Origin of the sequence: Streptomyces sp. NPDC004629, assembly GCF_042873595.1 — a bacterium.
Classification (GTDB): Bacteria; Actinomycetota; Actinomycetes; order Streptomycetales; family Streptomycetaceae; genus Streptomyces.
This window is the reverse complement of sequence record NZ_JBIALO010000008.1, coordinates 252,511-276,941: the sequence shown is the minus strand read 5'-3', so window position 1 is coordinate 276,941 and position 24,431 is coordinate 252,511. Positions and strand designations below refer to the sequence as shown.

26 protein-coding genes are annotated in these 24,431 nt (G+C 70.5%); 11 read left to right on the top strand and 15 right to left on the bottom strand.

Annotated features, from left to right (window positions below; translation table 11 throughout):
- Positions 1–39: 39 nt before the first annotated feature.
- Together ACFYTE_RS15000 and ACFYTE_RS14995 are read right to left on the bottom strand one after the other, a co-directional pair.
- A complete protein-coding gene (locus ACFYTE_RS15000) occupies positions 40–1,377 on the bottom strand; it encodes a tol-pal system YbgF family protein (protein WP_388709565.1) in 1,338 nt (445 codons plus the stop codon).
- Between the two features lie 273 nt (positions 1,378–1,650).
- Positions 1,651–2,091, bottom strand: coding sequence for a MarR family winged helix-turn-helix transcriptional regulator (locus ACFYTE_RS14995; RefSeq protein ID WP_388709681.1), 441 nt, complete (start codon positions 2,089–2,091; stop codon positions 1,651–1,653).
- Between the two features lie 190 nt (positions 2,092–2,281).
- Between ACFYTE_RS14995 and ACFYTE_RS14990 the strand changes: the two genes are divergently transcribed.
- From ACFYTE_RS14990 to ACFYTE_RS14980, 3 genes are all read left to right on the top strand, one after another.
- A complete protein-coding gene (locus tag ACFYTE_RS14990) occupies positions 2,282–3,733 on the top strand; it encodes an MFS transporter (protein WP_388709679.1) in 1,452 nt (483 codons plus the stop codon).
- 243 nt (positions 3,734–3,976) lie between these two features.
- Positions 3,977–4,789 carry a hypothetical protein gene (locus ACFYTE_RS14985; protein ID WP_388709563.1) on the top strand — a complete coding sequence of 271 codons (813 nt, stop codon included), beginning with the start codon at positions 3,977–3,979 and terminating at the stop codon, positions 4,787–4,789.
- Positions 4,786–5,679 carry a nickel/cobalt transporter gene (locus ACFYTE_RS14980; RefSeq protein ID WP_388709561.1) on the top strand — a complete coding sequence of 298 codons (894 nt, stop codon included), beginning with the start codon at positions 4,786–4,788 and terminating at the stop codon, positions 5,677–5,679. The genes ACFYTE_RS14985 and ACFYTE_RS14980 overlap by 4 nt, the downstream gene beginning before the upstream one ends.
- Here the strand turns inward: ACFYTE_RS14980 and ACFYTE_RS14975 are convergent.
- The 6 genes from ACFYTE_RS14975 to ACFYTE_RS14950 all read right to left on the bottom strand — a co-directional run bounded on the left by ACFYTE_RS14975 (position 5,598) and on the right by ACFYTE_RS14950 (position 10,301).
- Complete coding sequence (locus ACFYTE_RS14975; protein ID WP_388709559.1) at positions 5,598–6,059, bottom strand: hypothetical protein; 462 nt, start codon at positions 6,057–6,059, stop codon at positions 5,598–5,600. The two genes, ACFYTE_RS14980 and ACFYTE_RS14975, sit on opposite strands and share 82 nt — an antisense overlap.
- 358 nt (positions 6,060–6,417) lie before the next feature.
- Positions 6,418–6,642, bottom strand: coding sequence for a hypothetical protein (locus ACFYTE_RS14970; protein WP_388709558.1), 225 nt, complete (start codon positions 6,640–6,642; stop codon positions 6,418–6,420).
- 183 nt (positions 6,643–6,825) lie between these two features.
- Entirely contained in the window at positions 6,826–7,998 is a 1,173-nt protein-coding gene (locus tag ACFYTE_RS14965; RefSeq protein WP_388709556.1) for a GTP-binding protein, read from the bottom strand.
- Positions 7,999–8,009: 11 nt separating this feature from the next.
- On the bottom strand, positions 8,010–8,180 hold the full coding sequence (gene rpmF / locus ACFYTE_RS14960) for a 50S ribosomal protein L32 (RefSeq protein ID WP_388709554.1): 171 nt from the start codon (positions 8,178–8,180) through the stop codon (positions 8,010–8,012).
- 118 nt (positions 8,181–8,298) lie between these two features.
- A complete protein-coding gene (locus ACFYTE_RS14955) occupies positions 8,299–9,489 on the bottom strand; it encodes a pyridoxamine 5'-phosphate oxidase family protein (protein WP_388709552.1) in 1,191 nt (396 codons plus the stop codon).
- A gap of 11 nt (positions 9,490–9,500) precedes the next feature.
- On the bottom strand, positions 9,501–10,301 hold the full coding sequence (locus ACFYTE_RS14950; RefSeq protein WP_388709550.1) for a siderophore-interacting protein: 801 nt from the start codon (positions 10,299–10,301) through the stop codon (positions 9,501–9,503).
- 111 nt (positions 10,302–10,412) lie between these two features.
- Here ACFYTE_RS14950 and ACFYTE_RS14945 point away from each other — a divergent pair, with 111 nt between their 5' ends.
- A complete protein-coding gene (locus ACFYTE_RS14945; protein WP_388709548.1) occupies positions 10,413–11,033 on the top strand; it encodes a TetR/AcrR family transcriptional regulator in 621 nt (206 codons plus the stop codon).
- 89 nt (positions 11,034–11,122) lie between these two features.
- Here ACFYTE_RS14945 and ACFYTE_RS14940 read toward each other — a convergent pair whose 3' ends face one another.
- Both ACFYTE_RS14940 and ACFYTE_RS14935 read right to left on the bottom strand, forming a co-directional pair.
- Positions 11,123–13,204 carry an aconitate hydratase gene (locus ACFYTE_RS14940; RefSeq protein ID WP_388709546.1) on the bottom strand — a complete coding sequence of 694 codons (2,082 nt, stop codon included), beginning with the start codon at positions 13,202–13,204 and terminating at the stop codon, positions 11,123–11,125.
- A gap of 183 nt (positions 13,205–13,387) precedes the next feature.
- Positions 13,388–13,834: an SPW repeat protein gene (locus ACFYTE_RS14935; protein ID WP_388709544.1), complete on the bottom strand. Its 447-nt coding sequence runs from the start codon at positions 13,832–13,834 to the stop codon at positions 13,388–13,390.
- Positions 13,835–14,075: 241 nt separating this feature from the next.
- Between ACFYTE_RS14935 and ACFYTE_RS14930 the strand changes: the two genes are divergently transcribed.
- The 6 genes from ACFYTE_RS14930 (at position 14,076) to ACFYTE_RS14905 (ending at position 17,909) form a co-directional block, all read left to right on the top strand.
- Positions 14,076–14,840: an aldolase/citrate lyase family protein gene (locus tag ACFYTE_RS14930; protein ID WP_388709542.1), complete on the top strand. Its 765-nt coding sequence runs from the start codon at positions 14,076–14,078 to the stop codon at positions 14,838–14,840.
- Positions 14,837–15,622: an MmgE/PrpD family protein gene (locus tag ACFYTE_RS14925; protein WP_388709541.1), complete on the top strand. Its 786-nt coding sequence runs from the start codon at positions 14,837–14,839 to the stop codon at positions 15,620–15,622. The genes ACFYTE_RS14930 and ACFYTE_RS14925 overlap by 4 nt, the downstream gene beginning before the upstream one ends.
- Complete coding sequence (locus ACFYTE_RS14920) at positions 15,568–16,029, top strand: hypothetical protein (protein WP_388709539.1); 462 nt, start codon at positions 15,568–15,570, stop codon at positions 16,027–16,029. Before ACFYTE_RS14925 ends, ACFYTE_RS14920 begins: the two co-directional genes overlap by 55 nt.
- Positions 15,968–16,693, top strand: a complete 726-nt coding sequence (locus ACFYTE_RS14915) for an MBL fold metallo-hydrolase (RefSeq protein WP_388709537.1) — start codon at positions 15,968–15,970, stop codon at positions 16,691–16,693. The genes ACFYTE_RS14920 and ACFYTE_RS14915 overlap by 62 nt, the downstream gene beginning before the upstream one ends.
- 75 nt (positions 16,694–16,768) lie before the next feature.
- Positions 16,769–17,350: a sugar O-acetyltransferase gene (locus ACFYTE_RS14910; RefSeq protein WP_388709535.1), complete on the top strand. Its 582-nt coding sequence runs from the start codon at positions 16,769–16,771 to the stop codon at positions 17,348–17,350.
- A 13-nt stretch (positions 17,351–17,363) separates the two neighbouring features.
- On the top strand, positions 17,364–17,909 hold the full coding sequence (locus tag ACFYTE_RS14905) for a TetR/AcrR family transcriptional regulator (protein WP_388709534.1): 546 nt from the start codon (positions 17,364–17,366) through the stop codon (positions 17,907–17,909).
- A 188-nt stretch (positions 17,910–18,097) separates the two neighbouring features.
- On the opposite strand, the gene ACFYTE_RS14900 is transcribed toward ACFYTE_RS14905, so the two are convergent.
- The 3 genes from ACFYTE_RS14900 to ACFYTE_RS14890 form a co-directional block, all read right to left on the bottom strand.
- Positions 18,098–18,820: an alpha/beta fold hydrolase gene (locus ACFYTE_RS14900; protein WP_388709533.1), complete on the bottom strand. Its 723-nt coding sequence runs from the start codon at positions 18,818–18,820 to the stop codon at positions 18,098–18,100.
- 43 nt (positions 18,821–18,863) lie between these two features.
- The gene (locus tag ACFYTE_RS14895; RefSeq protein WP_388709532.1) at positions 18,864–19,835 is read right to left on the bottom strand and encodes an alpha/beta hydrolase; all 972 of its coding nucleotides are present in this window, start codon (positions 19,833–19,835) and stop codon (positions 18,864–18,866) included.
- Positions 19,836–20,679: 844 nt separating this feature from the next.
- Positions 20,680–21,669: a pirin family protein gene (locus ACFYTE_RS14890; protein ID WP_388709531.1), complete on the bottom strand. Its 990-nt coding sequence runs from the start codon at positions 21,667–21,669 to the stop codon at positions 20,680–20,682.
- Positions 21,670–21,870: 201 nt separating this feature from the next.
- Here ACFYTE_RS14890 and ACFYTE_RS14885 point away from each other — a divergent pair, with 201 nt between their 5' ends.
- Positions 21,871–22,314, top strand: a complete 444-nt coding sequence (locus ACFYTE_RS14885; protein ID WP_388709530.1) for an SsgA family sporulation/cell division regulator — start codon at positions 21,871–21,873, stop codon at positions 22,312–22,314.
- 269 nt (positions 22,315–22,583) lie between these two features.
- On the opposite strand, the gene ACFYTE_RS14880 is transcribed toward ACFYTE_RS14885, so the two are convergent.
- Together ACFYTE_RS14880 and ACFYTE_RS14875 are read right to left on the bottom strand one after the other, a co-directional pair.
- Entirely contained in the window at positions 22,584–23,198 is a 615-nt protein-coding gene (locus tag ACFYTE_RS14880) for an FMN reductase (protein ID WP_388709529.1), read from the bottom strand.
- On the bottom strand, positions 23,195–24,292 hold the full coding sequence (locus ACFYTE_RS14875; protein WP_388709528.1) for an LLM class flavin-dependent oxidoreductase: 1,098 nt from the start codon (positions 24,290–24,292) through the stop codon (positions 23,195–23,197). The genes ACFYTE_RS14880 and ACFYTE_RS14875 overlap by 4 nt, the downstream gene beginning before the upstream one ends.
- Positions 24,293–24,431: the final 139 nt, after the last annotated feature.

The following is a 24,431-nucleotide window of genomic DNA, read 5'->3' as shown; positions in this document are numbered from 1 at the left end:
GTCCGGACGGCGTGACCGCACGCGTGGCTCGATGCGGCGTCAGGGGGTGAGGGCGGCTGCCTCGGCGAGGAACTGCCGGACGGCAGGATGCCGCCGGTGGGGCTGCAGCCCTCTGGTCATGGTCTGCAGACGGCGGGCTGCGCGGGCCGAGTGAAGTGTGGGGTAGGCGGCGAGGAAGGTCCGCCACTGGGAGAGCGCCTCGTCGAGGTGGCCGATGCGCAGATGGGTTTCGGCGAGATACGCACGGGTGAGAGCGGTGGCGCGAGGTTCGGCGGCGGTGCGCAATCGCAGCGAAACCGTCAGCGCCGCGCGGGCCCCGTTGAGGTCTCCCAGCTCTGCCAGGGTCTGGGCGCGCTGGTAATGCAGAGCGCCCGCCGGGTAGCCGGTGAAGGGGCCGGGCGCGGCGTCGGCGCGCGCGTGGACGTGCTCGGCGCGAGCGAGCGACGCCAGGGCGGCACGGCGGTCGTCATGGGCCTGCACCACCGCCAGGTGGGCCAGGGCGTAGGCGAGCACGGCGGGTGGGGCGTGCCTGGCGTGCGCAACGGCCTGTTCCGCGAGATTCAGTACCGCCGGGCTGTGGTGGCCCAGGTCGTGGGCCTGAGTTGCCATGACGCGCAAGGCGATGGCGAACGTGACGGAATCTTTGGCGTCGGTGGCGAGCCGGGCGGCGGATCGGTGGTAGTGCTGGCCGATGCCGTGGTGTCCGCTGTCGGCCGATGCGATGCCCAGCAGCAAGGTCAGCCGGGCGATGGCGGACAGCAGTTGGCGGTGCACGGGGTCGGGGGTCGAGACGCGTAGCAGGGGAGCGACACGGTCAGCGAGGTAGGCGGCCAACGCGGCCCGTATCGACTGACCTCCGTGCCGCTCGGCCGCGCCGTGGAACAGCGCCGCCATGGCACTGATCTCGTCAATGTGGGCCTGCTCGGCGCGCGTTGGTGCGGTTGGGGCGACCGGCGGCTGCTCCATCGGGTGATCGAACATCGCCAGGCCGGTTCGGGAGAGCGCGGCGAGACTGAAGCCGCCCGCTCCCAGCACGACCCGGCGGGATGGGTCGAACTCGGCCTGGGTGAGCTGGATGAGCGTCCGGACGGGGGCCTGCTCCGGCGAGTTGATCACGGTTGCCGGAGTGCGCGTGAGGCCGGCGTCCTGCGCGGTGACGGCCTTGTCCAGCTTGCGCGAGAGGCATTCCAGCAACAGTGCGGGAGCAGGCGGCCTCGGGTGTGCGCCCGCCAGCCAGCGCCGCACTGCGGTTTGATCGCAGGCCAGTGGGGCACCGCGCTCGGCGGCGACCGAGCGCAGCATGCGGGCGAGTTGGGACGGGCTCAGCCCGGCTTCCTCCATCAGCGCCTGCAGACGGGCATTGGGAGTCCTGGGCATATCCTCACCCCGTCAGGTGACTGGACGTTACGGATCTTTCCGAGGGACCGCCCGCAGGGTGCACACCGCTGGAGTGCATACCCGGGCGCGTTCACTGCACCATGTCCAGACCACCGGCAACAGAATTCCTGAGCTGCGGAACGGCTCACACCGTGCCAGCTTGCGCGCTTGTGAGCGGTCCGGGGAAACGCCTGGGGCACAGGCGGGCGGAGTGCCTGCCCTGAAGGATGCCGCCCATGGCCCCGTCGCGCCACCGGCCCGGGAAGCCCCGTCTCAGGCCGGCGGGATCGATGCCTGCGGACGCGGCCAGGGCAGCCCGTGGATGCGCTCGATACCCGAGTTGAAACGCCGGAGAAAGTCGGCGAAGGCCGCGATGTCCGCCTCCGGCCAGTCGGCCATGACGCGGTCCAGGCCGGCGATGATGCGTGCGCGTTCCCGTTCGAGCTGCCGCGCGCCCTCCTCCGTGATGCGGAACTTGCGGGCCATCCCTCCCTCGGGATCGGGGATGCGCTCCACGAGACCGGCGCGCACGGCGGCCGCCGTCTGCCGGTTCAGGGTGGACGCGTCAAGGCCGAACGCTTCGCCGAGCTGCCCGATCGACATGGGGCCTTCCCTGCGGACACGGCTGAGGAGAATGTAGGCGCTGCGGTCCAGGACACTGCCGGGGTTTCGCTCCCTGCCCTTGTGCAGATGCAGGTAGCGGCCCAGCAGCATCTGCTCGAACTCGACCCGGCCCGTGGCCCTGTCCGCCCTGTTCACGTGCCCGCTCCTCTGCTCGGGGCCCCTGGGTGCACCTCGCCGTCCATCATATGCATCATGCATGAGGTATGGTCGGCACACTTGATGTGCATCATGCACAGAGCGCTCGCCGCTTCCGATTGACGTTTCACAGAGGAGCTCCATGATGGACGGCCCCCAGCCGACCACCCGCTCAGGCGCTGTCGTCGCCACGCTCGCGCTGGCCGGCACCATCGCCGCGGTCATGCAAACGCTGGTGACCCCGCTGATCGCGGAGATGCCGCAGATCCTGGACACCAGCCCCTCCAACGCGGCATGGGTGGTCACCGTCACCCTGCTCGTCGCGGGCGTGTGTGTGCCGGTCTCCGGGCGCCTCGGCGACCTGATCGGCAAGCGGCGCATGCTCCTGATCTGTGCCGTGCCGCTGGTCGTCGGCTCGGTGGTGTGCGCGCTCGCCTCCTCGATCGTGCCGATGATCGTCGGACGCGGCCTGCAGGGCATGGGCATGGGCATGGTGCCGCTGGGCATCGCTCTGCTGCGCGATGTCGTACCGGCGGAGAAACTGAGCGGGTCCATCGCCCTGGTCAGTGCCTCCATGGGCATCGGCGGCGCCATCGGCCTGCCCGTGGCCGCGGCCGTCGCCCAGTACGCGAACTGGCGGGTGCTGTTCTGGGGCTCGGCCGGTCTCGCCCTGCTGATCGGCGCGCTGATCTTCTTCATCGTCCCGGATGTGCCGGCCGGTGCGAAGGGGCAGCGCTTTGATGTACCCGGCGCCGTGGGGCTGGCCATCGGCCTGGTGTCGCTGTTGCTGGCGATCTCCAAGGGCGGCGACTGGGGCTGGGGTTCGGGCAGCACGCTCGGTCTGTTCGCGCTTGCGGTCGCCGCGCTCGCCGTATGGGGCATCTACGAGCTGCGCACCCGCGAACCCTTGGTGGACCTGCGTACCACGGCCCGCCCGCGGGTGCTGCTCACCAACGTTTCGTCGATCCTCGTCGGTGTCGGCATGTACGCCTTCATGCTGATCGCGCCGCAGCTGCTCCAGTTCCCCGAGGCCACCGGCTACGGCCTGGGCCAGTCGATGCTGGCGGCCGGCCTGTGGATGGCGCCCGGCGGCGTGATGATGATGATCGTCTCTCCGCTGGGCGGAAAGCTGATCAACGCACGCGGCCCCAAGTTCGCCCTGGTCTGCGGCGCGGTGGTGATCGCGGCCGGGTACGGGATCGCGCTGCCGCTGATGGGGACCGCCTGGGGCCTGATGGTCGTCGGCATCGTGATCAACAGCGGCGTCGCCCTCGCCTACGGCGCGATGCCCGCCCTGATCATGAGCGCTGTACCGCTCTCCGAGACGGCGGCGGCCAACGGTTTCAACGCCCTGATGCGTTCGCTCGGCACGACCATCGGCTCCGCGGTCATCGGTGTTGTCCTGGCACAGATGACCATCACCATGGGCGGCCACACGCTCGCCTCCGAGGGCGGCTTCCGCACGGGTCTGCTGATCGGCTGCGGCGTCGCACTGTTGTCGGCCGCCGTCGCCTGCCTCATCCCCGCCCTGCGCGGGCCTGCCGACGGCTCCGCCGACGAGAAGGCACCGGCCGCCCAGGCGCCGGTCCGCGCCTGAGCCGATTCCCTGCGCCGGGTGCGCACCGCCGACCGGACCGGTGCACACCCGGCGCGACCATGCCGGCGCGCCCGCGCATTCCAGCCGGCCGACCCCGGCAGACCCGCCCGCTCGACAGCGGCTGCAAGTTCATCTGGTCTCCATGTGATCGTCCGGCAAAGGTCCGGCCGGTCGGACAAAGTGCCGTTCCGGCGTCGCGTCATCGAGCGCCGGTGTTCACAGACCGCACGAAAGAACCGCACCGTGTCCCTGCAGATCCTTGCCCGTTCCAGGGCACTGGTCCGGCTGTCGCCGGGCACCGTGCCGGCAGGGCTTGCGCTGGCAGTCCTCACCGCCTTCGTGGGGCCCGCCCCGTCCGCGGACGCGCACCCGTTCGGTCCGCCGTCCACCGCCGAGGTCAGCGTCCAGGGCTCCCGGCTGCTGCTCGCCTGGAACACCGACAAGCTGGACTGGGTGCTGCTCGGTCGGTCACTCGGCGTCTTCGACGGCAGGGACGGGAGTTCCCCGGGTCTGTCGTTCGAGCAGAGGCTGCAACAGTCGCCCGCTGTGCGGGCCTACCTGCTCAAGCACATCGCGGTCGGTCAGGCCGGCCGGCCCTGCCGGGGGACTGTGTCCGGGGCGATGGAGGACTTCGTGGCCCAGGGGGCTCAACTGGTCTTCGCCTGCCCGGCCCCGGTGACCGAAGTGGACGTCACGATCAGCGCCCTCACGGACCTTCACCCGGCGTACCGGACCATGCTCACCGCACAGGGACCGGCCGAGCCGCAGCAGACGCTGTTCACCTCCGCCGAGCCCACCACACCCGTACGGTTCACGGCGTCGGGCGGAAGCGTCCGCAGGACGGTCGCGCTCTTCTCCATCGGTACCTCTGTCGCCGCCCTGGCCATCGGCGGGTGGGCCTTGCGGCGGTCGCGCCGCAGGACGGCGGCCGGCGTCAGCGGCGCCGCCATCGCGAAACCCGGCTTCCCCGCCGCGTCCCCCGCAGCCCCGGGCGGCCCAGGCACGGAAGCCGTGACGGCCGCCGACACCGGCTCAGGTACCAGGAGCAACGCATGACAGGCATCGGAAGCCTCGACAACCACCTGATAGCCCTTTTCGACGGGAACGCGCTCTTCTGGATCGCCTTGATCGTCGCGCTCGGTGTCGGCGCCGCTCATGCCGTCGCCCCGGGCCATGGCAAGAGCATCACAGCCGCATACCTGGTGGGAACGCGGGGACGTCACAAGGACGCGGTACGCCTCGGCGTGATCGTTGCCACGATGCACACCTTCTCGGTGCTGGTGCTCGCGCTGCTGTGGGTAGGGGTGAGCAGCACGGCGGTCAGCACGAAGACCGCCACCGCGTGGATGCAGGCCGCGGCCGGAGCGGTCGTCGCGAGCGTGGGCGTGGGCCTGGTCTACCGGCAGCTGCGCCGCCGTGGGCATTCCCACGGGCACAGCCACTCCCATGAGCACAGCCACTCCCATGAGCCTGGCCACGAGCACGGTCACCCCCACGAACACCATGGCCACGAGACCCCGGCACAGGAGGCCACCGCCCACGCCCACCACCACGTGGAGCAGCTGGTCAATCCATGGTCCCGCCGGGGCCTTGTGGCACTGGCGCTTTCGGGCGGACTGCTGCCATCGCCGTCGGCGTTCCTCATCTTCGTCAGCGGTCTGCTGACGGGACGTGCGCTCGGCGCCCTGGCCATCGTGATCACATTCGGCATCGGGATGGCGCTGACCCTCACGGGAGTCGGCGTGGCCACCATCCGCGGCTTCGCCGTCCTGGAGAGACGGGTCCGTGGCCGGACGGCCACCGCCAGGCTCAGGGCCTGGACCCCGCTTCTGGCCGGTCTCGCGGTGGTGACGGCGGGCTGTCTCTACGTCGTTGCCGCGGTGTCCACGCTGACCGACGACGGGGACGACCTGGTGCCGTCCTCCAGCACGGCGACGCCGCCGTAGCACTCGGCTCGCCCGACTGGGGCCGAGCGTGAAGCGGCTGCCGTCAGGTCGCCGCCGCGCGCCTCGGCGACCTGGGCCGCCGCTGTCGCCGCCGCGCGGTAGTCGCCGCCGTCATGGTGACAGCGGGCCGCCGCCAGTGGGCGGCGGCCCTGATCCGCTGTGAACTGCGAGGGTGTCAGCCCCGCGGCCTGCTCGTAGAGGCCGGCCGCGATCTGCGGGGCGCCCCGGCGTCGCCGCCGTTGCGCCGATGCCGCGAGTTCGGCGGCGACCGCGGCGTCCGGCGCCACCACGCACAGCGCGAGCTGGCGGGCCCGCTCCTCCGGATCGGCGACGATGTCAGCCGGCCGGCGATGCAGCCTGCGGCGCAGTCCCGTCGGCATGTCCGCACGGACCGCCGCCGCATAGAGCGGGGCCTTAAGGTGCACCGTGCCCCGGCAACGGTCAGCAACCGGACGTCCTTCGCCGCGTCGAAGGCACGCGGGTCCACACCGGCGGCCTGGAGGTCCGGCAGACTCGCCACGGACAGCAGAGCCGCCAGCCGGATCGCGTCGAAGCCGGCCGACGGCAGCGCGCGCACGGTGTCGGCCAGCACCCGTGTCATCGTGGCGGGGAACGGCAGGTCCTCGCCGGGAGAGGGCAGCCGGGGCAACCGCAGCACCGCGCGGGCCAACTCCATCGCCAGCAGCGGGTTACCGCCAAAGTCCCGGGCTGTACGTGCCAGCAACGGGCGGCCGAGCGTCACGTCCAGCCGTCGGCCGGGGCCGCCGGCGCCAACGACGATTCCGACTCCGCCGGCGCGCACGTCAGGACCAGCCGGCCCGCTTGTGGTGCCCGGCCCGCCAACGCACGCCAGATGGCGCTCTTGCCCATCCCGGCCGGCCCTGCGAGAAGCACGGGATCGCCTTCGGTGAGCGACGTCCATGCCTGCTCCGGCACGGCGTCCCGACCGAACACCAAAGCCATGAGCCCAGCATAGTGTTCGGCGCCCTCTCCCAGGCCGCCGCGAAGTTCGGGACGGACGCGGTCGCATTGCAGGAGTCCCGGCCCGAAGTGACGCCCCGTCAGATTGCCGCCCCGGAGCAGCAGTGGGTGTCTTCCGCCGGGCCGGGCGGTGCCGTGGCCGCGTCCACCGGCCGGCCCGGGGCCTCAGCTCCGCACCACGAGGTCGGGGTGCTCGTGGTCGCAGGTGTCGTCGATGCCGTAGGTGTCCCAGGCAGGGAAGGGATCGTCCGTCGGCAGGCTCTCGCCGTCGGCCAGCAGACAGTCGGTGAGTGCTGCCTGGAGTGCTTCGGCGTGCAGGTGTGTGCCGATGAAGACCAGCTCCTGGCCGGCCGGGCCGTCGGCGTCATGGGCGGCCGAGGGCTCGAAGCGGGCTATGGAGCCGGCCTGGGACCACAGCCCCGTCACACGCGGACGACTGGCCAGGGTGAAGAAACCCTTGGAACGCAGGATCTGCCCGTAGGCGCCGTTGTCCATCTCCTCGGTGACGAACCGCCACAACCGGTTCGGATGGAACGGCAGAGGAGACCGGAAGACGGTGGAGGAGATGCCGTACTCCTCGGTCTCCGGGACATGGTCGCCGTTGAGTTCCATGATCCAGCCCGGCGCCTGCTGGGCCCGTTCGAGGTCGAAGAGCCGGGTGCCCAGTACGTCCTTGACGGTCACGCGTCCGTGGCTGGCCGACACCACCCGGGCCGCCGGGTTGAGGCGGGTGAGTGTCGCACGCAGTCGGTCGGCGGTGGCGCTGTCGACCAGGTCGAGCTTGTTGAGCACGATGACGTCGGCGAACTCGATCTGGTCCAACAGCAGGTCGCTGACGGTCCGTTCGTCGCCCTCGTACTGGTCGAGTCCCCGCTCGACAAGCTCGTCCCCGCTCTCCAGTTCGGGAAGGAAATTGGCTGCGTCGACGACCGTGACCATGGTGTCCAGGCGGGCGGTCTCCGCGAGGGTGGCGCCGTCGTCGCGGGCGAAGGCGAAGGTGGCGGCGACCGGCATGGGCTCGGAGATGCCGCTGGACTCGATGAGGAGGTAGTCGAACCGGCCTTCACGGGCCAGGCGGTCCACCTCGACCAGCAGATCGTCGCGCAGGGTGCAGCAGATGCATCCGTTGGTCATCTCGACCAGTCGCTCTTCGGTCCGTGACAGCGCCGCCTCGCCGCCGCGCACGAGCGCGGCATCGATGTTGACCTCGCTCATGTCGTTGACGATGACCGCGACGCGCAGTCCCTCGCGGTTGCCGAGCACATGGTTGAGCACAGTGGTCTTGCCGGCACCGAGGAAGCCGGACAGTACGGTCACCGGCAGCCGGTCGTGGATCACGCCTGTTCCCTTCAGTCTTCGGGGCGGAGCAGCCCGCGCTCGTACGCCCTGACCAGATGCTGCGGTACGAGGTGCCGGACGCCGTCGATGGTGAGCGGGACCAGCGTCGGCGTGGCCGCCTTCCACTGGGCGCGGCGGTGACGGGTGTTGCTGCGGGACATCTTGCGCTTGGGGACTGCCATGGTTCTCCTTCTCGGGTGAGCACGGCAGACGCTACATGAAAACGGATGTCATGACGAATTGCGAGATCTGATCGGTCGGCCCCGGGAGGCACCGGCCCGCCACCTCGGCGATGCGCACCTACCGCACGGAGTTGGCCGTTCCGCCGTCGTCGGCACCGCGTCGGCGCAGGGAGCCCCCGCGCCGACCGCCCGCGCCGGGCCCGATGTTCTCGTAGCCCTCTTTGCGCAGCCCGGAACGGTAGGCACGGTTCATCACCAGCCGCAGCAGCCGTTTCATCCCGGGGACGGCCCCGAGGGCTTTGAGCAGGACCGCGGAAATCATGACGGGAGTGCCGCCGGAGCCCGCCGAGTTCGCGGCGAGGTGTTCTCCCGCCAGCGCCATCAGGTCCGGCGCGGTGCCGCGAGCGAGGTGCGTGCCGGGGGTCCACAGCCGTGAGCGCGCCACGGCGTCGTTGACGGTCACCTCGGCGTGCTCGACGTCGATGACCAGTGCCAGGTGCGGGGGCATCCCGCGCAGCGCCATCGTCTCCAGCAGCGCGGCATCGTCGGTGATCGTGCCGCGACCGCGGACGTGCAGCACGCCGCTGCGTCCCGGAACGAGCGCGGCGAACGAGAGCCGGTCGTCCTCCAGCAGGTTGTGGAGCGTGTCGGCGCGTTTGTTGCCCTTGCGGTCGGGGATGACGAGCGTGCGGCTGTCCAGGATCCGCGTCGCCGCCTGCCGGTCTCCGCGCGGACTGGTGTCGCTCCCGCCGGAGGAGTCCCAGGTGGACAGCGCGAGGAAGGGCGCCGCGGCCAGGAACGCGGCGACGCCGGGCCGGCACAAAGGCCCGTCGCCCGCGATCTGGGCGGCAGGCCCGACCGGGGCGGGCGGCTGCCACAGACGGGAGCGCAGGACGGCCTGTGCGCAGTGCACGTACACCTCCTGGATGTCGACGGTCGTCTCAGTGCCCTTCCGCGCGGCCACCGAACCGTTGACGCGCAGGATCTCCCGGACGCCCGGCAGGAGGAAGAAGAACGAGACCGGACCGTGCGGGGCACGGGACTCGGGCAGGGAGAACGAGATCCGCGTGGCCGAGCGGACGCGTGTGAACCCCGGGGTGCCGCCGATGAAGGTCGTCCTGCCGGCGCCGTCGGCGTCCCGGTAGCCGAAGGCCGCGATGGGACACCGGGCGAGGACGGCCCGGCAGCCCTCGTCGAGGGCGCCGATCTGTTTGAGCCTGATCATCGGCGCCGGGCGGCCGACGGCTGTCTCGACCTCGTGCGCCGTCGTCAGCCGGCGCGGGGTGTTCGACGGGTCTGCGTGCTGCACGGGGAGTCCTCTCAGCCGGGGGCGGACCGGCCCAGGCGCCAGTAGCCGAAGAACGAGATGTCACGCTTGGGCACACCACGGTCGTTGACCAGATGCCGCCGCACCGTCGTGGCCAGCCGGGACTCGCCCGCGACCCAGGTGTAGAAGGGGCCGGACGGCAGCGACGCGCGGCGTACCGCGTCCAGCGCCAGGGTGCCGGGCCGCAGTTCTTCGTCGTCGCGGCCGAACCAGTGGACGCGGACGCCGGCGGGCGCCTCGACGGGCCGGATGTCGGCGGCGGCCGCCACCTCCAGGTAGACCTCCGTGGCCAGCGACGGCGGTGTTCCGTCGAGGATCGACAAGACGGCGGGCAGCGCGGTCTCGTCTGCGACCAGCAGTTGCCCCTCGGCGTGCTCCGGCAGCCGGTACATGGTGCCGATGTCGAAGATCCCCGCCGGGTCGCCCGGCTCGACCCGGCGCACCCAGGACGACATGGGAGAGTCGCCGTGCAGGGCGAACTCGATGTCGATCTCGTCATCCGCAGGCCTTGCGCGCCGGATCGTCAGATTGCGCACCCACGGGCGGACCGACTTCGGCAGCAGCATCAGCTGGGCGATCCAGGCGTCGTTCGACACGGTCGGCATCCGTAACGTGGTCTGTCCCTCCCGGGGGAAGAACAGGCGAACCGCCTGGTCGTTGCCGACGACGGTGAGGTCCCGCACGGCCGGGCCGCCGAGGGTGACGCTCGCGAAGCCCGGAGTGAGGAACTCACGGCGCCGCACCTCAAGCGTGATCATCGTGCGCGACTCGGGCAGCTGCACCTTGGGGATCACGGCCCATCACCCACTCCGGGAATGAGCTTGTTTCCGCAGTTCATGACAGTATTCTGAGTAATAACTCAGCTCTTTGGCTACTCGCTTTCCGCGCCCCTGGAGGATCCTCGGATGCCGTCGGCCGACCGCCGTCTTCAGCCACGTCGCAAGCCTCGCCAGGTGCGCGCCGAACTCACCCGTGAGCGCATCCTCACCGCCGCTGCTCACGTTTTCGCCGAGTACGGCTACGCCGCCGGCACCACCAACCGCATCGCCGAACGCGCCCGCATCTCCATCGGCTCGCTGTACCAGTACTTCCCGAACAAGGACGCCATCCTCGCCGAGCTGCTGGTGCGGCACATCGACCGTGGCACATGGACGCAGGCCGACCAGCTTGATCTGTCCGCCGGGAGCCTGGAGGCGACGGTGCGGGCACTGGTCCGCGATGCGATCGACAACCACCGCGACGATCCGCAGCTGCTACGGATCATGATCGAGGAGGCGCCGGTCTCGCAGGAACTGATCGAGACGATCGAACGCCATGGCAGGATGCGCGTGGCCCAGGTGCGCGACCTCCTCTCCCGACACCCGGACGTCCGCGTAGGCGACCTCGACACCGCGGCCGAACTGATCGTCGGCACCGTGGAGATGAACACCCACAAGCTCATGGCCGACCCGCGAACCATCCAGGTCGAGACGTTCGAGAACGAACTCGTCGACATGATCACCCGATATCTGCGCGGCGATCGGTAGCCGCTCGCACCGTCCTCGGCACCTCTTGAACAAGGCCCCCCACGGCAGGGGAGCCGCGAGGGGCGAGCCCGGTCGCGTCCGCATGGGGGTCAGCCACCGCTGCCGCCGAGGCCGTCAGGATCAGTCGGCGTGATCCGGTCCTCGGTGCCTCCCGGTTCTTCTCGCTCCTCGCGGGCGAGGGAGGCGATGGTGCCTCCGGCGAGTACGGTGCGCCTGCGGCCGTCGGAGAGGCGGTGACGGACCCGGTAGGTCTCGTCCTTGGTGACGTTGTGCAGTCGCAGGCGGGGCTCGGCACCGGGGGCCAGGGCCGTGCGGAGGTTCCCCAGGTGCAGCCGGTCGCCGGTGTCGATGCGGTCGTAGTCGCCCGGCTCGTCGAACTCCAGTGGCAGGACGCCGAAGTTGGTCAGGTTCTGCCAGTGGATGCGGGCGTAGGACTTGGCGACGACGGCGCGCAACCCGAGGTGGCGAGGGGTGATGGCGGCGTGCTCGCGGGAGGAGCCCTGGCCGTAGTTGTCGCCTGCGACGACGAAGTGTGTGCCGGGACGGCCGTCGGCGGCCAGGTCGGCGGCGCGCCGGGGATAGTCGGGGTCGATCCGGGTGAAGGTGAACTCGGCGAGCCTCGGGATGTTCGAGCGGTACGGCAGCGCTTTCGCTCCGGCCGGGGAGATCTCGTCGGTGGAGACGTTGTCGCCGCACTTGAGGAGGGCCGGGCCCGTCAGTTCGTCCGGCAACGGGTCGAAGCCGGGCAGCCCGGAGATGTTGGGGCCGCGTTCCAACTCGACCAGGGCGGCTTCCTCGGATGGCAGCGGCGGCTCCAGCATGGCGCGGTTGACCGACGCGCGCTCGGGCAGCGTGAGGTCCGGGTACGGCACTGCCTGCTCCGCCGCCCACACGCGCGGGTCGGTGATCGTACCGGTGAGCGCGGACACGGCGGCCGTCTCCGGGGAGCACAGCCACACCGCGTCCTGCTCGGTGCCGGAACGGCCGGGGAAGTTGCGCGGGAAGGTACGCAGGCTGTTCCGGCCGGGTGCCGGGGCCTGCCCCATGCCGATGCATCCCAAGCAGCCGGCCTGGTGGATACGGGCCCCTGCAGCGATCAGCTCGAAGGTGGCGCCCGCCTTGGTGAGGTCGGCGATGATCTCACGCGATGTGGGGTTGACGTCGAAGCTGACGGCCGGGTCGGTCTGGCGGCCGGCGACGATGGCCGCGGCGACGGCGAAGTCACGCAGCCCCGGGTTGGCGGAGGAACCGATGACGGCCTGCCCGATCGGCTCGCCCGCGACCTCGCTCACCGGTACGACGTTGCCGGGCGAGGTGGGCCGGGCGATGAGCGGTTCGAGCGTGGCGAGGTGGACTTCCTCGGTCAGGTCGTAGACGGCGTCCGGCTCGGCGGCCAGCTCGCGGAAGTCGGCCTCACGGTCCTCGGCGCGCAGGAAGTCGCGCACCGCGTCGTCGGCGGGAAAGACGGAGGTGGTGGCGCCCAGCTCGGCGCCCATGTTGGCGATGACGTGCCGGTCCATCGCGGTCAGGTGCGAAAGGCCCGGACCGTGGTACTCCAGGATCCGGTTGACCGCACCTTTGACGCCGTGGCGGCGCAGCAGCTCCAGTACCACGTCCTTGGCACTCACCCAGGCAGGCAGTCGACCGGTCAGGCGGATGCCCCAGATCTCCGGCATGGTCACATGCAGGGGCCGCCCGGCCATGGCGAGCGCGACCTCCAGACCGCCGGTGCCCAGGGCGAGCATGCCGAGTGAGCCGGCCGCGCAGGTGTGCGAGTCGGACCCGGCGAGCGTCTTGCCGGGGATGCCGAAACGTTGCATGTGGGTGGGGTGGGAGACGCCGTTGCCGGGCTTGGAGTACCAGATGCCGTAGCGGCGGCAGGCGGAGCGGAGGAAGACGTGGTCCTCGGCGTTGCGCTCGTCCGCCTGGAGCAGATTGTGGTCGACGTACTGGACGCTGACCTCGGTGCGGACCCGGTCAAGGCCGAGGGCCTCCAGCTCCTGCATCACCAGGGTGCCGGTCGCGTCCTGGGTGAGCGTCTGGTCGATCCGCAGCCCGATCTCCCGGCCCGGCTCCATCACACCGTCGACGAGGTGATCGGCGATGAGCCGGTGCGCCAGCGTCCCGTGGGAGAGCGTGCCGTGGGGCAGCGTGCTGTGGGAGAGCGTCACAACGCCCACGCTGCGCGCACGCCCCGGGCCCGGCAAGCCGGAGAAACGGACGCCACGCTCCGTGGCGGAGTGCTGACCGTCGGGCCTCCCGAGGCGCACCTCGCGTGTGATGCGGTGTACGGGACCCCGCCGTCACGGAAGAGCGTGTCGTACCTGCGAGCGGAGCACGACACGCTCATGTTCTCAACGACGGGTGCCCCGCGTGGTGCCGATGGTGAGGCCCATGGCGGCCAGCCCCAGCAGAAGGGTGACAGCGCCGAGCCAGCAGTTGTTCCATACGATGCCCGCCCGCGCGCCGTGGGTGGCGGTGACCACCCAGGGGGAGATGAGAAGCCAGACGCCGAGGGGCACGACGGTCCACACCAGGCGGAACATCCGCTCCGGAACAAGCGTCAGGCCGAAACCGATCAGGGCGACGGTGATGCCGACGATCAGGTTGTTCACAGTGATATCGGGCTGCGCCGAGAAGTGGACGACCCAGGGCGAGATCGCGGCATACACACCGGCCAGGAGGATCAGTCCCTCAAGGGCGATCGCCCTGCCCGAGGAGGCCGTGCGTTCGAGTCGCTCCCGCATCTCTGCAATCTCGGGGTGTCCCGTCATGCCCGTGGAGTGCTGTGGATACGACATTGCTGCCGTCTCCTCTCCATGAGGAGATTTCTGTACGTATGAGCGGCTTCCCGCCTTCAGGGTGGTTAACCGATCATATGTGACGCATGTAGTGTGAGATTCATCACTATCGGGGATTACCTTTCCCGCGCCTGTTCAGAGGCGCCGGGCGTCAGTACCCCGCGCAGACCCGATGCCCAGCCGATCCGCGACGTCCCGACTGCTCAGGCCCGACATGCATCTCAGGCCGTTGGCCAAACACATGCGTGGGGACAGTGTGGGCGCAAGCGGGAGGGCCGCCGTCGTCGTCACGCTGGACTTCCCGTCGCCGGACGTGGCGGAGTTCCTGGGCACCCTTGGCTGTGACGCGGTTGCCCTTGACATAGAGCACGCCACACCGACGGCAGCCGACCTGTCGAACCTGGTCCGGGCCTGCGCAGTCGGCGGAGTCGATCTCGTCGGCCGCACTCAGTGTCGCCAGGAGCCCGTACTGATGTGTCTGGACGCCGGGCTCACCGTCCTTGAACTGACCCAGGTGACGAGCGCGGCCGACGTCGACCAGGTTGTCGGGTGGGCCGGCTTCGCGCCCGACGGACAGCGCGGCATCGGACGGGCCCGAGCCAATTCGTTCGGCCACCACCCCGGCGGCTACCCGGCGTTCGTGGACTCCCTGCGACGTGACGGCATTGATCTCATCGTCCATGTCGAGACGGTCGAGGCGGTGGCCGCCGTCAAGCAACTGGCCGCCCATCCCTGGGTGAAGGCCCTCGTCGTCGGGGCCCATGACCTCGCTGCGTCGGCGGGCCACCCCGGTGACCCTTCGCACCCCGAAGTGCGGCAGCTCATCGAAGCGGCCGTAGCCGAGATCGGCGCCGGTGAGGCCGCCCTCGGCCTCTCAGCCGGCTCCCGGGCCGACGCCCTGTCCGCCGTCGAACAAGGCGCCGGCGTGCTCCTCGTCTCCCAGGCACGGCTCATGTCCCACGCGCTGTCGTCGGTGCTCAAGGGCGCCGCGGAGGTGACCCGATGAACCACGATGTGCCGGTCACCAGCCAGATCGCCGACTTCTGCATCGAGGCACAACGTGGCCCACTCGACGAGGCCGTGACACACCGAGCCGTGAACGCGTTCATCGACACGATCGGCGTCGCCGTGGCGGGAGCTCACGAACCGGTGGTCACCGCCCTGCAGACTTCACTGCGACTCATCGACGGCAGTGGAGGGGCCACCACGCTCAGCACCGGTGAGAAGGTCGGTGCCCACAGCGCCGCCATCGCGAACGCCACCGCCGGCCACGCGATGGATTTCGACGACCACCTCTCGGATGTCAACGGTCATCCGAGCGTGGTACTGGTGCCGCCCATACTCGCCCTCGGCGAAGAACTGAACCTTCCCGGCGATCAGCTCTTGCGTGCCTATGTCATCGGTCATCAGGTGATGTGCGCTGTGTCGGCCGCCCTTCCGGTCCGCGCACACTGGACGGCCGGCTGGCACGCAACCGAGACGGTGGGGGTACTCGGGGTGGCTGCCGCGGCCGGAACGCTGCTCCAGCTCACCACCGCCGAACTGCGCAACGCACTCGGCGTCGCAGCCTCCATGGCCGCCGGAAGCCGCCAGAACTGCGGTTTCAGTGTCAAACCCGTGCACGCGGGGATGGCGGCGGGCAACGGAATCCTCGCGGCGCGGCTCGCCGCCAGGGAGTCGACGCCGATCCCGGCCAACTCGAAGCGCCCCTCGGCTACTTCGCGCTCTTCGGGGTGGACTCCGATCTCAGCGCCGTCGCGAAGGTTCTGGCCGAGCGCTGGACCCTGACGACCCGTGGACTGAACGTCAAGGCATTCCCCGCCTGCTACGCCGTGCACCCGGCCGGCGAAGCAGCCGTCGAGATTCATGCCTCGGGCGTCCACCCCGACACCATCGTCGATGTCGCGGTCACCGTGCAGCCGAGCGGACTGACCGGACCGATCCACCACCACCCGGAGACCGCCGACCAGGCCAGGTTCAGCATGGAGTACACGGTCGCCGCCGCCCTCGTCGACGGTCACCTCGGGGTGGAGTCGTTCAATGACGACCGGGTCTCCCGTGCACCCGTGCGGCGCCTGATGTCCGTCGTGCGGACCTTCGAGTCGGCCGCTCCTCCGTACGGCCCGGCCGCCTATGACCGTTGGTACGCCACCGTCGAGAATCGCGCTCGCGCTGGGCCTCGCGGCCTGCGCTGAAAACCCGGGCATCAAGAGCGATGAGGACGGCGCCACCGTGAGGCTCGCGTCGAGCATCACAGGCAGTTCGTTTCTCGCGGTCACCGCCGGCCTCGACCAGGGGATCTTCGCCAAGCACCGGGTCAAGGTCGAAGTGGTGAAGATCAAGAGTACGGCCGAGGCCACGGCGGCACTCGCGAGCGGCGACGCCGACCTCGCGGCGGCTCTGACCGAGGGTGTCATCGCGGCAAACGCCGGTGGGGCCAAGCTCAAGATAGAACCCCTGCATCTGGGCGGACGTCTCACCCTCGACGGCGCGAGCATCAAGTGCGTGCCGGCCGTCCACGACTCGCCCTTGGGCATCGGAGAGAACTGGCGGGTCGAACTCGGCGCCCCCTGCGGATTCGTCGTCGATATCGATGGCACGACCATCTACCATGCGGGCGACACCGCGCTGTTCGGCGACATGGCACTGTTCGCGCCCGTCGACGTGGCTCTCCTTCCCATCGACGGCAGGATGGTCATGGAACCGGTCGACGCGGTGCGCGCCGCCCAGATCCTTCAGGCCCGCACGGTGATTCCCATGCATTGGCGGGACCAGGACCCGCACGCATTCGTCGACCGGCTCGCCGACGCCCGGATCGCGGGGCATGTGATGAAGAACGGTGAGGAGCGCGCAGTGTAGGCGATCCGATCACGGGGGCGGGTTCCCGGGGGACCGGGCGTACGATCGTACACTCCGAAGTGTACGATCGTACGCATGCCGACCGATTACTTTGCCGACGACCCGCGCACCAACCTGGAACGCATGCTTGCGGGTGACCTCTACATCGCCGACGATCCCGAGATCGCGCGCAGGCAACAGCGCGCCGTGCAGCTCGCCGCCCGCTACCAGGCCGCGCACCTGGAGGATCCGGGCAAGGCCCGGCCGGTCCTGGCGGAACTGCTGGGTTCGGTCGGCGAGGACGTCGAGGTGCGCCCGCCGCTCTACGTCGACTACGGCAGCAACATCACCATCGGCGCCCGCAGCTTTGTCAACTACCACCTCACCGCGCTGGACGTCGCGGCGATCACCATCGGCGAGGACTGTCAGATCGGGCCCAACGTCCAACTCCTCACGCCCACCCACCCCGTGGAACCGCAGCCCCGGCGCGACAAGCTGGAGGCCGCGCTGCCCATCGCGATCGGCAACAACGTGTGGCTGGGTGGCGGCGTGATCGTCTGTCCCGGCGTGACCATCGGGGACAACAGCGTCATCGGCGCGGGCGCAGTGGTCACCAAGGACATCCCCGCCGATGTCGTCGCCGTCGGCAATCCCGCCCGCCCGATCCGGACCCTCTAGGGGTACGTCGCAGATGGCCACCGGACACGCTGACCCGCAGCGCCGCGAGCGCATCCTCGCCGCGACGCTCGACCACATCGCGGAGGCAGGCGTGGCCGGTGTCTCCCACCGTAAGATCGCCGCCCGCGCCGCCGTCCCCCTCGGCTCGATGACGTACCACTTCAGTGGCATGGACGACCTGCTGCGCCAAGCCTTCACGCGCTTCGCCGATCAGATCGTGGCCGTCTTCGAGGAGTACCTGAGCCGCGCCGAGGGGCCCGAACAGGCGCGTGAGGCCGTCACCGACCTGGTGCACACGCTCTCCGACGGCCCCCGCCGCGACCTGATCCTGACCCAGGAGCTCTACACCCTGGCCGCCCGGCGGCCGGAGTACCAGGAACTGACCCAGGCATGGATGCGCCGCAGCAGACAGTTGCTGGAACGGCATTTCGACCCCGACACCGCACGTCAACTCGACGCGCTCATCGAAGGACTCGCGCTGCACCGCGCCCTGGACAACGGTGCACCGCACAGCCGCGCACTGACCAGCCGGGCGGTCTTGCGCATCACCACCGCCTGACAGCGATCCCCGAGCGGCCCGTGGGGCGCGGACCTGACACCGCGCCCCACGGGCACACACGCATCCTGCGGTCCTCGATCGCATCGGCGCCGGAATCCGGCATGGACGGGAGCGTCTGCCGTCCACGACGAGGGAACGCGTCAGCCGCGCGGACTGATCGACGCGGTCCGCGCGGCTGAGTGGATGAGCTAGCTCGTGGCGCGCACCGCGTCGAGGATCAGCTGTGCAACGGCCTTGGGCTGGGATACGGCGACCGCGTGTGAGGCACCGTCGATCTCGACGGTCGTCGCCCCGGCCCGCTGGGCACCGAAGCGTTCCACCTCGGGGTTGATCGCCTCGTCCGCGCCGGCGACGAGCGCCCAGGCGGGCTTGGTCTTCCATGCGGCCACCGGTGCCGTCTCCTCGAACGCGCCGACGGCCAGCGGGCGTTGCGCCACCGCGAGCACCTTGGTGACGTCGGCCGGGACGTCCGCGGCGAAGACGGCCGGGAACGCCTCGGCCTTGATGGTGACCTCGACAGCGGGCTCAGCGCCCTCGACCGGGTATGTCGCCTCCTTGAGGTTGCTCACGAGCGGCGAGAGCGGGAAGCGGCCCTGGAGTTCACCGAGGCTCTCGCCCTCTTCGAGGGCGTAGGCAGCGACGTAGACGAGTCCGACGACGTTCTCCGTGGTACCGGCCACGGTGATGAGCGCACCACCGTAGGAGTGGCCTACCAGGACGACCGGACCGTCGATCTGAGACGCCACGGACGCGATGTACGCGGCGTCGGAGGCCAGGCCGCGGAGCGGGTTGGGCGGCGCCACCACGGCGACGCCATGGTCCTGCAACTCCGCGATGACCCCTGACCAACTGCCGGCGTCGGCAAAGGCTCCGTGCACGAGGACGACCGTCGGGGCCGGCTTGGTGGCCATGTGTGTCTTTCTCCTTTGTTACTGGTCAGGGCGGGCTGTCAGGTCAGCCGGCGTGCAGGGCCGTGTGGAGGGTGTGGACGGCGAGGGTGATGGCGGTTTCGGCGGCGTGTGTTTCGCGCAGGGCGTTGAGCATCACGAAGTCGTGGATGATGCCCTGGAAGCGTACGGCAGTGACGGGTACGCCCGCTTCGCGGAGCTTGTTCGCGTAGGCCTCTCCCTCGTCGCGCAGGACGTCGGCCTCGCCGGTGATGACCAGGGCCGGGGGCAGGCCCTGCAGTTGTTCGGTGGTGGCGCGCAGCGGGGACGCGGTGATCTGTGCCCGCTCGGTCTCGTCGGTGGTGTACTGGTCCCAGAACCACTGCATGCCGTCGCGGCGCAGGAAGTAGCCGGTGGCGAACCGGTGGTAGGAGCCGGTGTCGAAGTTCGCGTCGGTGACCGGGTAGAACAGCACCTGCTGGACCAGCGGGATACCGCCGCGTTCCTTGGCCATCAGGGTCAGTGCGGCCGTCATGTTGCCGCCGACCGAGTCGCCCGCCACGGCCAGCCGTGTGCCGTCCAGGCCCTTGCCGGCGCCCTGTTCCACGATCCACCGTGCGACGGTGAAGTTCTGCTCGATGGCGACGGGGTAGCGGGCCTCGGGCGACAGGTCGTACTCGGGGAAGACGACCGCGGCCCTCGCGCCGACGGCGAGTTCGCGGACCAGGCGGTCGTGGGTGTGGGCGTTGCCGAAGACCCAGCCCGCGCCGTGGATGTAGAGGATGACCGGGAGGGTGCCGGTGGCGCCGGCGGGCCGGACGATGCGGACGCGCACGGAGCCCGTCGGGCCGCCGGTGACGGTGGTCCACTCCTCGTCGACCGCGGGCTTGTCGATCTCGCCGGACTGCACCTCGTCGACGGCCTTGCGGCCCTCGGCGGGGGGCAGGTCGAAGAGGTAGGGCGGGTTGGCGGTCGCCTCCGCGAACGCGGCTGCCGCGGGTTCCAGCACCGGCTCGACCGGCGCGAGGGCATCAGACATGCACATCTCCTGTGATTCATCGGGCCCGGCGGCCGCCCAGCGAACGACACGAACCGTCGTACCGGGACACTCCAGCGCCGCCGCACCCAACGGTAGAACCCCCACGCACACGGCAGTTTTCCGCGAGCGCCCGTCCGATGTCCCCACAGCGCACAGAGTTGCCCGGCCTGTCCGGCGGGCGCCGCGCCGCTGGCCGACGGCCGTGAGCTGCCGGCCCCCGGGGCCGGGCCCGGAGCGTCCCATACCTTCGACACCCCGTCGGGCCCCGTGCTGCCGGATCGCGTGCCCTGAGACCAGGAGGTCCAGGTCGGGTCGGACGGTGCTGCCCAGGTGTCCGTCCTTCCACACGGCGACGGCTCCGCCGGGTCCGGCCATCACCCGGCACACCACGACCGGGCGGCCTGCAGCCCCGGCCAGGGTCCACGCCGTGGCGTCGTCCACGGCCTGGACGAAGATGCCGATCTCGCCTCCGCAGGTCAGGCTATCGAGAGCCGTGCCGTCGGCGTGGACGCACGGGGCCGCCCCGGGGCGCAGCGGGACACCGCCCCGGACGGCGACGACGCCGGCGAGGGCGTGGGGGGCTCCTGCGACCTGCCGTTCCAGCAGGCGGGGCATCAGGTCGCGCACGAAGTTCTCCGCTCCGCTGCCGGTTCCGGGCGTGATCGTGGCACGTCCGCGGGCGTCAGCCCGAGGAACCTGCGGCCGTTGGCTTCGAGGGGGTCGCGCTGTCGATGCCGTGGCCGAGCGGAAGTGGTGCGCTGCCCGCGCAGGACGGTCGGCGGCGCCACGGGTCGGTCGGACCGGAATGCGGAAGGCCGGGACGGCGGGCGCCTTTCAGCCGGGGTCAGCGAGCCGCGGGATTCCCGCGCGGCTTGATGCTCGCATGGGGCAGGGCCGGTGCGGGAAGGCGATCCCCGGGATAGCCTTCGACGGCGCCGAAGCGTTCGGCTGAGTTCTGCCAGTCCTCGCGGGCTTTCACGATGTCCTCGTGGCTCCGGCCGATGAAATTCCACCACATCACGATCTCCTCCCCGAACGGCGTCCCGCCGAGCAGGACCGTCCGTGCGGGCCCGTCAGACTCGTTCGTCAGGGTCAGCGTGCCGGGGCCCGGGGGGACGTAGCCCAGTTCGGCGGAGCGCAGGAGGACGTCCGCCAGCCGGACGTCGCCCCGGTCGACCAGGAGACCGTGCTCGAAGCCGGGGTCCAGGGCGAGCGTGACGGACGCGTGGGGTGCGAGCACGATCTCGGCGCCGAGCAGGGGAGTGAAGGTCGGCACCGGTGAGGTGACGCCGGCCAGCGAGCCCAGGAAGACCCTGATCTCCGCCCCGTCGACGCGTACCGGATCGGGGACGTGGTGCCGGAAGTCGCGTGCGGTGTGCCGGTGCTCCTCGGGCAGCGCCACCCACAGCTGGACGCCGTGCAGGACGGTGGTGCGCGGGGTGGAGACCTCCGAGTGGGCGATGCCGTGTCCGCCGGTCATGAGGTTCAGCTCACCGGGCCGTACGAAGGCGTGGCTGCCCAGGCTGTCCCGGTGCTCGATCTCCCCGCTGAACAGCCAGCTGACGGTCTGGAGTCCGGTGTGCGGATGCGGGGCGACATCCATGCCGCCGGTTTCGGAGACGTCGTCGGGACCGTAGTGGTCCGCGAAGCACCAGGCCCCGATCAGGGTCCGGGCACGCTGGGGCAGCGTGCGCCGTACGGTCATGGCCCGTGGGCCGCCGAGGGGCACGTCCCGCGGGGTGAGCACGTCGACTCGGGGCACCCCGTCCGGCCGCGCGCCGTCCACCGCCGCGCCGCACGGCACCTCGACGGGCCTCGTCTCGACATTGCTCATGGTGGACCACCTCTCAGCCAAGTAATTGTTCCATATTCAACCATCCTGTGGGTCCGGGCCCGCAGGCACGGTTCCCCGACCGGCAACACCCCGTGCGCTCGTCGGCAATTCTCCCCGGCTCAGCCGCCGTACGGTCATCGGCACCGTGGTCCGCCGGCGGACGAACGGAACACAACAGGAAGTCGCAGACAGGGGGGCGGCATGAGACAGCATCGCACCGGTGCCGCGGACGAGGGCCCGATCGTATGCAGGACGACTGTCTTTGTCACCGTGGCCGACGATCCGCCGGTACCGCTGCCCGCCCGGCTGAGCTACAACGCGACGGACCCTTACGCCGTGTGCCTGTCCTTGGGCGTCCCCTCCTCCCCTCCCGTCGACTGGGTCTTCGCCCGGTCGCTCCTTGCCCGGGGTCTGAGCCGGCCCGCCGGGTCCGGGGACGTGGTGGTGATCCCGCGGCACCGCTGCCATCCGGACATGGTCCGCATCCTGCTCAGGACACGGCACGGGGCAGCGGTCCTTGAGGTCGCCTCCCGCGCCGTCACGGCCTTTCTGCACCGCGCCGAAGCCCTGGTCCCACCGGGCACCGAGCACCGCTACATCGACCTGGACCGCGTCGTGGAACAGCTCACGGCCGGCAGCGAGTGACCCGCGCGCGACCGTACGGTCCTGCCCGCCGCCCACAGTCCCGCCGTGCCGCCGCCGGCGGACCAGGTCACCACACGGGACCACGCGAGGGCCCGACGAACCGGACCGGCGGCCGGCGCCTGCCGTGCACGCCGGCGCGCCCAGCGTGCCTGGCCGAGGTCCTGCTGCTGTGGGCGGCCTGTCGGACCGGCCACCGACCGCGGTCGGTGGCCTGGGCCTGACCGCGGACCGGACCGGCGGCGGTCCGGCGGCGCCCGTCGGGGCCTGGCTCAGTCGAAGCGCAGATCCGAAAGCTGCCGTTCGAGCGCGGCGACGTCGTCCTCGGGGGCCGGCTCGGCAGGACGCGCGGCCATCAGGGCGGCCAGTTCGCCGCCCGCCCGCCGGATACGGCCGGGCAGTCCCTCCGCGTACGCGTCACCACCCGAGCCCCAGTCCTCGGACGCCGCGTACACCGCGGTGGGGACGACGGCCGCGCGCAGGTAGGTGAACAGCGGGCGCAGCGCGTGCTCCAGGACCAGGGAGTGGCGGGCCGTCCCGCCGGTCGCCGCGATCAGCACCGGCTTGCCGGTCAGGGCCTCCGGATCGATCAGGTCGAAGAAGGACTTGAACAGTCCGCTGTAGGAGGCGGTGAAGACGGGTGTGACCGCGATCAGACCGGCGGCGCCCGTCACCGAGTCGATCGCGGCGGCCAGCGGGGGCGGTGGGAACCCGGTCACGAGGTTGTTGGCGACGGCGACGGCCAGTTCGCGCAGTTCGACGACCTCAATCTCCAGGTCCAGGCCCCGGCCGGCTAGCTCGCCGTGGGCCGCCTCGGCCAGACGGTCCGCCAGCAGACGGGTGGAGGACGGGGTGCTCAGCCCCGCGGACACGGCGACGAGCTTCATGCGGCGCCGTCCTCCTTCGCGGCCGCCGCGGCGGCGACCCGGGCCGCGTGCGTCGGCGCGTCCGGCACGTCGGTGGGACGCCCGTTCGCGAACTCCTTGCGCAGGACGGGCACCACCTCTTCGCCGAGTAGGTCGAGCTGTTCCAGCACGGTCTTCAGGGGCAGGCCCGCGTGGTCCATCAGGAACAGCTGCCGCTGGTAGTCGCCGACGGTCTCCCGGAAGGACAGCGTCCGCTCGATGACCTGCTGCGGGGAGCCGACGGTCAGCGGTGTCTGCTCGGTGAAGTCCTCCAGGGACGGGCCATGGCCGTACACCGGGGCGTTGTCGAAGTAGGGGCGGAACTCCCGTACGGCGTCCTGCGAGTTCTTCCGCATGAAGACCTGACCGCCGAGACCGACGACGGCCTCTTCGGGGCGGCCGTGCCCGTAGTGGGCGTAACGCCGCCGGTACAGCTGGACCATCCGCCTCGTGTGCTCGGCCGGCCAGAAGATGTTGTTGTGGAAGAAGCCGTCGCCGAAGTAGGCCGCCTGGTCGGCGATCTCCGGCGAGCGGATCGAACCGTGCCAGACGAACGGCGGTACGCCGTCGAGCGGACGGGGAGTCGCGGTGAAGCCCTGGAGGGGGGTGCGGAACTTCCCCTCCCAGTCCACCACGTCCTCGCGCCACAGCCGGTGCAACAGCGCGTAGTTCTCCCGGGCGAGCGGAATGCCCTGCCGGATGTCCTGCCCGAACCACGGGTAGACGGGTCCGGTGTTTCCGCGCCCCAGCATCACATCCACCCGGCCGTCCGCGAGGTGCTGGAGCATCGCGAAGTCCTCGGCGATCTTCACCGGGTCGTTGGTGGTGATCAGCGTCGTCGCGGTGGACAGGATCAGCTTCTCGGTGCGGGCGGCGACATAGCCGAGCATCGTGGTCGGGGACGACGGCACGAACGGCGGGTTGTGGTGCTCGCCGGTGGCGAAGACGTCCAGACCCACCTCCTCCGCCTTGAGCGCGATGGCGACCATCGCCTTGATGCGTTCGTGCTCCGGTGGAGTACGGCCTGTGGTCGGATCGGTCGTCACATCCCCGACCGTGAAGATGCCGAACTGCATGGATCCCTCTTCTTCCGGCAAACGTGTGAGATGGGGAATGCTAGGCGCCGGTCGCACCCTCGTCATGACTGTGCGTGCACGGGAATGAGCCCTTCAGCGCCCTGTTCCCGCATGTCGGCACGGTTCGGCGTCGTGTGGC

Bases quoted from the DNA above. Each gene is read 5' to 3' on its own strand.
- ACFYTE_RS14930 (WP_388709542.1), top strand. From the start codon at position 14,076: ATGCGTGGGGACAGTGTGGGCGCAAGCGGGAGGGCCGCCGTCGTCGTC.
- ACFYTE_RS14875 (WP_388709528.1), bottom strand. From the start codon at position 24,292: ATGCAGTTCGGCATCTTCACGGTCGGGGATGTGACGACCGATCCGACC.
- ACFYTE_RS14885 (WP_388709530.1), top strand. From the start codon at position 21,871: ATGAGACAGCATCGCACCGGTGCCGCGGACGAGGGCCCGATCGTATGC.
- ACFYTE_RS14935 (WP_388709544.1), bottom strand. From the start codon at position 13,834: ATGTCGTATCCACAGCACTCCACGGGCATGACGGGACACCCCGAGATT.
- ACFYTE_RS14980 (WP_388709561.1), top strand. From the start codon at position 4,786: ATGACAGGCATCGGAAGCCTCGACAACCACCTGATAGCCCTTTTCGAC.
- ACFYTE_RS14915 (WP_388709537.1), top strand. From the start codon at position 15,968: ATGACCGTTGGTACGCCACCGTCGAGAATCGCGCTCGCGCTGGGCCTC.
- ACFYTE_RS14900 (WP_388709533.1), bottom strand. From the start codon at position 18,820: ATGGCCACCAAGCCGGCCCCGACGGTCGTCCTCGTGCACGGAGCCTTT.
- ACFYTE_RS14890 (WP_388709531.1), bottom strand. From the start codon at position 21,669: ATGAGCAATGTCGAGACGAGGCCCGTCGAGGTGCCGTGCGGCGCGGCG.
- ACFYTE_RS14925 (WP_388709541.1), top strand. From the start codon at position 14,837: ATGAACCACGATGTGCCGGTCACCAGCCAGATCGCCGACTTCTGCATC.
- ACFYTE_RS14895 (WP_388709532.1), bottom strand. From the start codon at position 19,835: ATGTCTGATGCCCTCGCGCCGGTCGAGCCGGTGCTGGAACCCGCGGCA.
- ACFYTE_RS14970 (WP_388709558.1), bottom strand. From the start codon at position 6,642: ATGGCTTTGGTGTTCGGTCGGGACGCCGTGCCGGAGCAGGCATGGACG.
- ACFYTE_RS14910 (WP_388709535.1), top strand. From the start codon at position 16,769: ATGCCGACCGATTACTTTGCCGACGACCCGCGCACCAACCTGGAACGC.
- ACFYTE_RS14990 (WP_388709679.1), top strand. From the start codon at position 2,282: ATGGACGGCCCCCAGCCGACCACCCGCTCAGGCGCTGTCGTCGCCACG.
- ACFYTE_RS14975 (WP_388709559.1), bottom strand. From the start codon at position 6,059: ATGCCGACGGGACTGCGCCGCAGGCTGCATCGCCGGCCGGCTGACATC.
- ACFYTE_RS14880 (WP_388709529.1), bottom strand. From the start codon at position 23,198: ATGAAGCTCGTCGCCGTGTCCGCGGGGCTGAGCACCCCGTCCTCCACC.
- ACFYTE_RS15000 (WP_388709565.1), bottom strand. From the start codon at position 1,377: ATGCCCAGGACTCCCAATGCCCGTCTGCAGGCGCTGATGGAGGAAGCC.
- ACFYTE_RS14945 (WP_388709548.1), top strand. From the start codon at position 10,413: ATGCCGTCGGCCGACCGCCGTCTTCAGCCACGTCGCAAGCCTCGCCAG.
- ACFYTE_RS14995 (WP_388709681.1), bottom strand. From the start codon at position 2,091: ATGCTGCTGGGCCGCTACCTGCATCTGCACAAGGGCAGGGAGCGAAAC.
- rpmF (WP_388709554.1), bottom strand. From the start codon at position 8,180: ATGGCAGTCCCCAAGCGCAAGATGTCCCGCAGCAACACCCGTCACCGC.
- ACFYTE_RS14905 (WP_388709534.1), top strand. From the start codon at position 17,364: ATGGCCACCGGACACGCTGACCCGCAGCGCCGCGAGCGCATCCTCGCC.